The organism is Streptomyces sp. ATLC9 (assembly GCF_057196705.1).
Window position 1 is genome coordinate 1 of sequence record NZ_JBXUOY010000320.1, and the last position, 5393, is coordinate 5393.

5 protein-coding genes are annotated in these 5393 nt (G+C 72.2%); 3 read left to right on the forward strand and 2 right to left on the reverse strand.

Annotated elements, in window-relative coordinates; translation table 11 throughout:
• Positions 1 to 97: 97 nt before the first annotated feature.
• Together AC2CJA_RS23565 and AC2CJA_RS23570 are read right to left on the reverse strand one after the other, a co-directional pair.
• Positions 98 to 1327 carry a DUF349 domain-containing protein gene (locus tag AC2CJA_RS23565; protein WP_484604692.1) on the reverse strand — a complete coding sequence of 410 codons (1230 nt, stop codon included), beginning with the start codon at positions 1325 to 1327 and terminating at the stop codon, positions 98 to 100.
• 252 nt (positions 1328 to 1579) lie between these two features.
• A complete protein-coding gene (locus AC2CJA_RS23570; protein ID WP_484604693.1) occupies positions 1580 to 2443 on the reverse strand; it encodes a peptidylprolyl isomerase in 864 nt (287 codons plus the stop codon).
• 193 nt (positions 2444 to 2636) lie between these two features.
• Here AC2CJA_RS23570 and AC2CJA_RS23575 point away from each other — a divergent pair, with 193 nt between their 5' ends.
• The 3 genes from AC2CJA_RS23575 to AC2CJA_RS23585 all read left to right on the forward strand — a co-directional run bounded on the left by AC2CJA_RS23575 (position 2637) and on the right by AC2CJA_RS23585 (position 5350).
• Positions 2637 to 3356 carry an MBL fold metallo-hydrolase gene (locus tag AC2CJA_RS23575; protein WP_484604694.1) on the forward strand — a complete coding sequence of 240 codons (720 nt, stop codon included), beginning with the start codon at positions 2637 to 2639 and terminating at the stop codon, positions 3354 to 3356.
• 13 nt (positions 3357 to 3369) lie between these two features.
• Positions 3370 to 4629, forward strand: a complete 1260-nt coding sequence (gene hisS / locus AC2CJA_RS23580; RefSeq protein WP_484604695.1) for a histidine--tRNA ligase — start codon at positions 3370 to 3372, stop codon at positions 4627 to 4629.
• Positions 4630 to 4693: 64 nt separating this feature from the next.
• A complete protein-coding gene (locus AC2CJA_RS23585) occupies positions 4694 to 5350 on the forward strand; it encodes a vitamin K epoxide reductase family protein (protein ID WP_484604696.1) in 657 nt (218 codons plus the stop codon).
• The last annotated feature ends 43 nt before the right edge of the window (positions 5351 to 5393 follow it).

The window sequence follows — 5393 nt, forward strand, 5'->3', positions numbered from 1 at the left end:
GGCCGGGGCGGGGGGCAGGGGCCCCCCGCCCCCACCAAGCTGTGCGCGCCCCCCGCCCCCCCCGCCCCCCCCCCCCCCCCCCGCGCGCACCGCTTCCTCAGCCGCTGAACTCCCGCAGCCCCTTGAGCGCCTGGTCCAGCAGGGCCTGGCGGCCCTCGAGCTCCCGCTCCAGCTTCTGAGCCCTGGCGGTGTTGCCGGCCGCGCGGGCCTTCTCGATCTGCGCGCGGAGCTTGTCCACGGCATCCTGGAGCTGGCCGGTCAGTCCCTCCGCCCGCGCCCGGGCCTCGGGGTTGGTGCGGCGCCACTCGGCCTCCTCGGCCTCCTGGATCGCCCGCTCCACCGCGTGCATCCGGCCCTCGATTCCGGCCCGGGCGTCCCGGGGGACATGGCCGATGGCGTCCCAGCGCTCGTTGACGGCGCGGAAGGCCGCACGGGCCGCCTTCAGATCGGTGACCGGGAGCAGCTTCTCCGCCTCGGCGGCCAGCTCCTCCTTGCGGGCCAGGTTCTCCCGCTGCTCGGCGTCCCGTTCGGCGAAGACCTCGCCGCGGGCGGCGAAGAAGACGTCCTGGGCGCCGCGGAAGCGCTGCCACAGCTTGTCCTCGTGCTCACGCTGGGCCCGGCCCGCGGCCTTCCAGTCCTGCATCAGCTCGCGGTAGCGGGCGGCGGTCGGCCCCCAGTCCGTCGAGCCGGACAGGGACTCGGCCTCGGCGACCAGCTTCTCCTTGCGCCGCCGGGCCTCCTCGCGCTGTGCGTCCAGCGACGCGAAGTGGGCCTTGCGCCGCTTGGAGAAGGCCGAGCGGGCGTGCGAGAAGCGGTGCCACAGCTCGTCGTCGGACTTGCGGTCCAGCCGGGGCAGGCCCTTCCAGGTGTCCACCAGGGCGCGCAGCCGCTCCCCGGCGGCACGCCACTGGTCGCTGGCGGCGAGTTCCTCGGCCTCGGCGACCAGCGCCTCCTTGGCGCCGCGCGCCTCGTCGGCCTGCCGCGCCCGGGCGGCCCTGCGCTCCTCCCGGCGGGTCTCGATCAGCTCGGTGAGCTGGTCCAGCCGCCTGCCGAGGGCTTCCAGATCGCCCACCGCGTGCGCTTCCCCGACCTGCTGCCGCAGGTGCCCGACGGCGGCCAGGGCGTCCTTGGCCGACAGGTCGGTGGTCTTCACCCGGCGCTCAAGGAGGTCGATCTCCACGACCAGGCCGTCGTACTTGCGCTCGAAGTAGGCCAGGGCCTCCTCGGGGGCTCCGGCCTGCCACGAGCCGACGACCTTCTCGCCGTCGGCGGTACGCACGTAAACGGTCCCCGTCTCATCGACGCGGCCCCACGGGTCGCTGCTCACAGCGCCTCCTCCACATGATGCCGACGGGAGGCGTGGGCTCCCCGGCATCGTCCACAGTTGTCATACGGCCGGCAGCCGGATGGGAACGGCCCGGCCGAAGGGTTCGCCCGGCCGTCGGCGCAGGCACCCCGTACAACGCCCAACATAGGCGACCGGTGCCCGCCCTGTCCGCACCCAGGGCGACCGAAATCCGGGCGCTGGGCAGCCCGGGAGCGGCCGCTCGGCACGGGCTCGGCACCGGTCGCCAGGAGGTCACCGCTTCCGTACCGTCGCCTTGTCGATCACCACGGTCGCGTTCGGCTTGGTGTTGCCCGTCTGCGGGTCCGGTGTCATACCGGCGTCGGCGATCTTCTTCAGCACGTCCATGCCCTTGGTGACGGTGCCGAACGGGGTGTAGTCCGGGGGCAGCTGGCTGTCCTCGTAGACCAGGAAGAACTGGCTGCCGCCGCTGTCCCGGTTCTCCTCGGTCTGGGCGTTGTACCGGTTGGCCATGGCGACCGTGCCCGCCGGATAGGTGCCCTTCTTCACCTTCGGGTCGTCGAGGTTCTCGTCCGGGATGGTGTAGCCGGGCTGCTGGATCTTGCCGTCCTCCGACATGCCGGTGCCGGTGCCGGTCGGGTCGCCGCACTGGAGCACGTGGATGCCCTGGTTGACCAGGCGGTGGCACGGGGAGTGGTCGAGGTAGCCCTCGCCGGCCAGGAACTCGAAGGAGTTCACGGTGCGGGGCGTCTTGGCGGCGTCCATCTCGATCTCGATGTCGCCGCAGGTGGTCTCCAGCTTCATCGTGTAGGCGGCCGAGGTGTCGATCGACATCTTCGGCTCCTTCTCCCAGTGCTTCCCGCTCGGTTCACCCTCCGCGGGCTTCTCGCACGGGTCCGGGGCCTTGCTGGTGGGCGGGGTGGAGGGCTCGGCGGAGGCGTTGTCGGTCTTCTCGTCGTCCGCGGCCAGGCCGCCCGCGGCCGCGTAGGCGCCGCCGGCCGCCAGGACCAGGGCCAGGCCGCCCGCGATGGAGGCGTTGCGGATCCGTCCCTTGCGCCGTGCCTCGGCCCGCCTCTGCTGCTGACGCAGGTACTTCTCGCGGGCGAGCTGCTTGCGCCGCTGCTCACTGCTGACCACGGGTCGTCTCCTTCGAATCCTACGGGGCGTCTGTACGAGGCGTGCGTACGCACACGTGTGCCACAGCTTGGGCCGTACGGTATACGGGATACGGGTTCGCGGGCTCCGTCCCGTCGCCGGTAGGCTCTGTAACCGCTGCCGGAGGCCGGTTCCGACGGCCGCGGCATCCCTGCCGGACGACCGAAGGACGATCGTGCTCATTGCCGGGTTCCCCGCCGGGGCCTGGGGGACCAACTGCTATCTGGTCGCCCCCGCCGCGGGTGAGGAGTGCGTGATCATCGACCCGGGCCACCAGGCCGCCGAAGGCGTCGAGGAGGCCATGGCCAAACACCGCCTCAAGCCGGTCGCCGTCGTCCTCACCCACGGCCACATCGACCACGTGGCCTCCGTGGTCCCGGTGTGCGGCGCGCACGACGTGCCCGCCTGGATCCACCCGGAGGACCGGGAGATGATGAGCGACCCCGAGAAGTGGCTGGGCCGCTCCATCGGGCAGCCGCTGATGGGCGAGCTCTCCGTGGGGGAGCCGGACGACGTGGAGGAACTGGCCGACGGCGCCGTGCTGTCCCTGGCCGGACTGGAGCTGACCGTCTCGCACGCGCCGGGCCATACCAGGGGGTCGGTGACCTTCCGGACGCCCGAGCAGGCCGACGTACCGCCGGTGCTGTTCTCGGGCGACCTGCTGTTCGCCGGCTCCATCGGACGCACCGACCTGCCCGGCGGCGACCACGCCGAGATCCTGCGGTCGCTGGCACGCGTGTGCCTGCCCCTGGACGACTCGACCGTGGTGCTGTCCGGCCATGGTCCCCAGACCACCATCGGCCGCGAACGCGCCGCCAACCCGTTCCTGCGGGAGGTGGCCGCCGGCGGCCCGTTCGGCACAGGGGGCGCCGCCGCCCCCCGACGAGGAATGTGACGACGAAGAAGACGTGAGCACCTTCTCCGCCCCCAAGGGCACCTACGACCTGACCCCTCCGGAGTCGGCCGACCACCTGGCGGTGCGCGAGGCGATCGCCGCGCCGCTGAAGCGCGCCGGCTACGGCTACATCGAGACCCCCGGCTTCGAGAACGTCGAGCTGTTCGCCCGCGGTGTCGGGGAGTCCACCGACATCGTGACCAAGGAGATGTACACCCTCACCACCAAGGGCGGCAGCCGCCTGGCGCTGCGCCCCGAGGGCACCGCGCCGGTCGTCCGCGCCGTGCTGGAGCACAACCTGCACCGCGGCGCGCTGCCGGTGAAGGTCTGGTACTCCGGCGCGCAGTACCGCTACGAGCGCCCCCAGGCCGGTCGCTACCGGCACTTCTCCCAGGTCGGCGCCGAGGCCCTGGGCGCCGAGGACCCGGCTCTGGACGCCGAGCTGATCATCCTGGCTGTGGACGCGTACCGCTCGCTGGGGCTGAGGAACTTCCGGCTGCTGCTGAACTCCCTGGGCGACCGCGAGTGCCGCCCGGTCTACCGCGCGGCCCTCCAGGACTTCCTGCGCGGACTCGACCTGGACGAGGACACCCGCGCCCGCGTCGAGATCAACCCGCTGCGCGTGCTGGACGACAAGCGCGAGGCCGTGCGGAAGCAGCTCACCGGCGCGCCGATGATGCCCGACCACCTGTGCGAGGCGTGCAAGGGGTACCACGAGCAGGTGCGCGGGCTGCTGACGGCGGCCGGAGTGGAGTTCGAGGACGACCAGAAGCTGGTGCGCGGCCTGGACTACTACACCCGCACCACCTTCGAGTTCGTCCACGACGGACTCGGCTCGCAGTCCGCCGTCGGCGGCGGCGGCCGCTACGACGGCCTGTCGGAGATGATCGGTGGCCCGCCGCTGCCGTCGGTGGGCTGGGCGCTGGGCGTGGACCGCACGGTCCTGGCCCTGCGGGCCGAGGGTGTGGAGCTCCCGCAGCCCTCGCGCACCCAGGTCTTCGCCGTCCCGCTGGGGGAGGAGGCCCGGCGCGCGCTGTTCGGGGTGGTCACCGAGCTGCGCCGGCAGGGGATCGCCACGGACTTCGCCTACGGCGGCCGCGGTCTGAAGAACGGCATGAAGTCGGCCAACCGCTCGGGGGCGGCGTACGCCGTCGTGGCCGGGGAGCGGGATCTGGCCGAGGGGGTCGTCCAGGTCAAGGACCTCGGCAGCGGCGAGCAGGTCCCGGTGCCGCTGGACGGTGTGGTGGCGGAACTGCGACGGAATCTCGTCTGACTCGTTGTGCGTTGTGCACAATGAAGAACCCCACCCGAGACGACGGGATGACTCGACCATGACGATGACCACGGCACCCCGGGACGAAGCGGCCCGCACCGGCGACGACGGCGGCGGGCCGCCCGCACGGGGCGCCGTGGGCGCGGGGCGCGCCTACGCCCTGCTGCTGGTGATCACCGGTCTGGCCGGGGTGCTCGCCGCGTGGGTGATCACGGTCGACAAGTTCAGGCTGCTGGAGGCCGAGCTCGCCGGGGACACGCTGGACATGGCGTGTGACCTGAACCCGATCGTCTCCTGTGGCGGCGTGATGGAGAGCCCGCAGGCCGAGGCGTTCGGCTTCCCCAACCCGGTGCTCGGCCTGGTCGCCTACGGCATGATCGTCGCCGTCGGCATGGGCCTGCTGGCCGGGGCGCGCTTCCCCCGCTGGTACTGGCTGACCATGAACGCCGGCATGCTCTTCGGCGTCGGCTTCTGCACCTGGCTGATGTACCAGTCGCTGTACAACATCGGCGCGCTGTGCCTGTGGTGCAACCTGGCCTGGGTCGCCACCCTGCTGATGTTCTGGTACACGACCTTCCGCAACATCCACAACGGCTTCCTGCCCGCCCCGGCCTGGCTGCGCGAGGGCGTGCGGGAGTTCCACTGGGTGATCCCGGCGGTCCACGTCGGCGTCATCGGCATGCTGATCCTGACCCGCTGGTGGGACTTCTGGACGAGCTGAGCCGCTGTACGGCCGTCAGGGCCGCCGCGCGCCGGTACCGGCG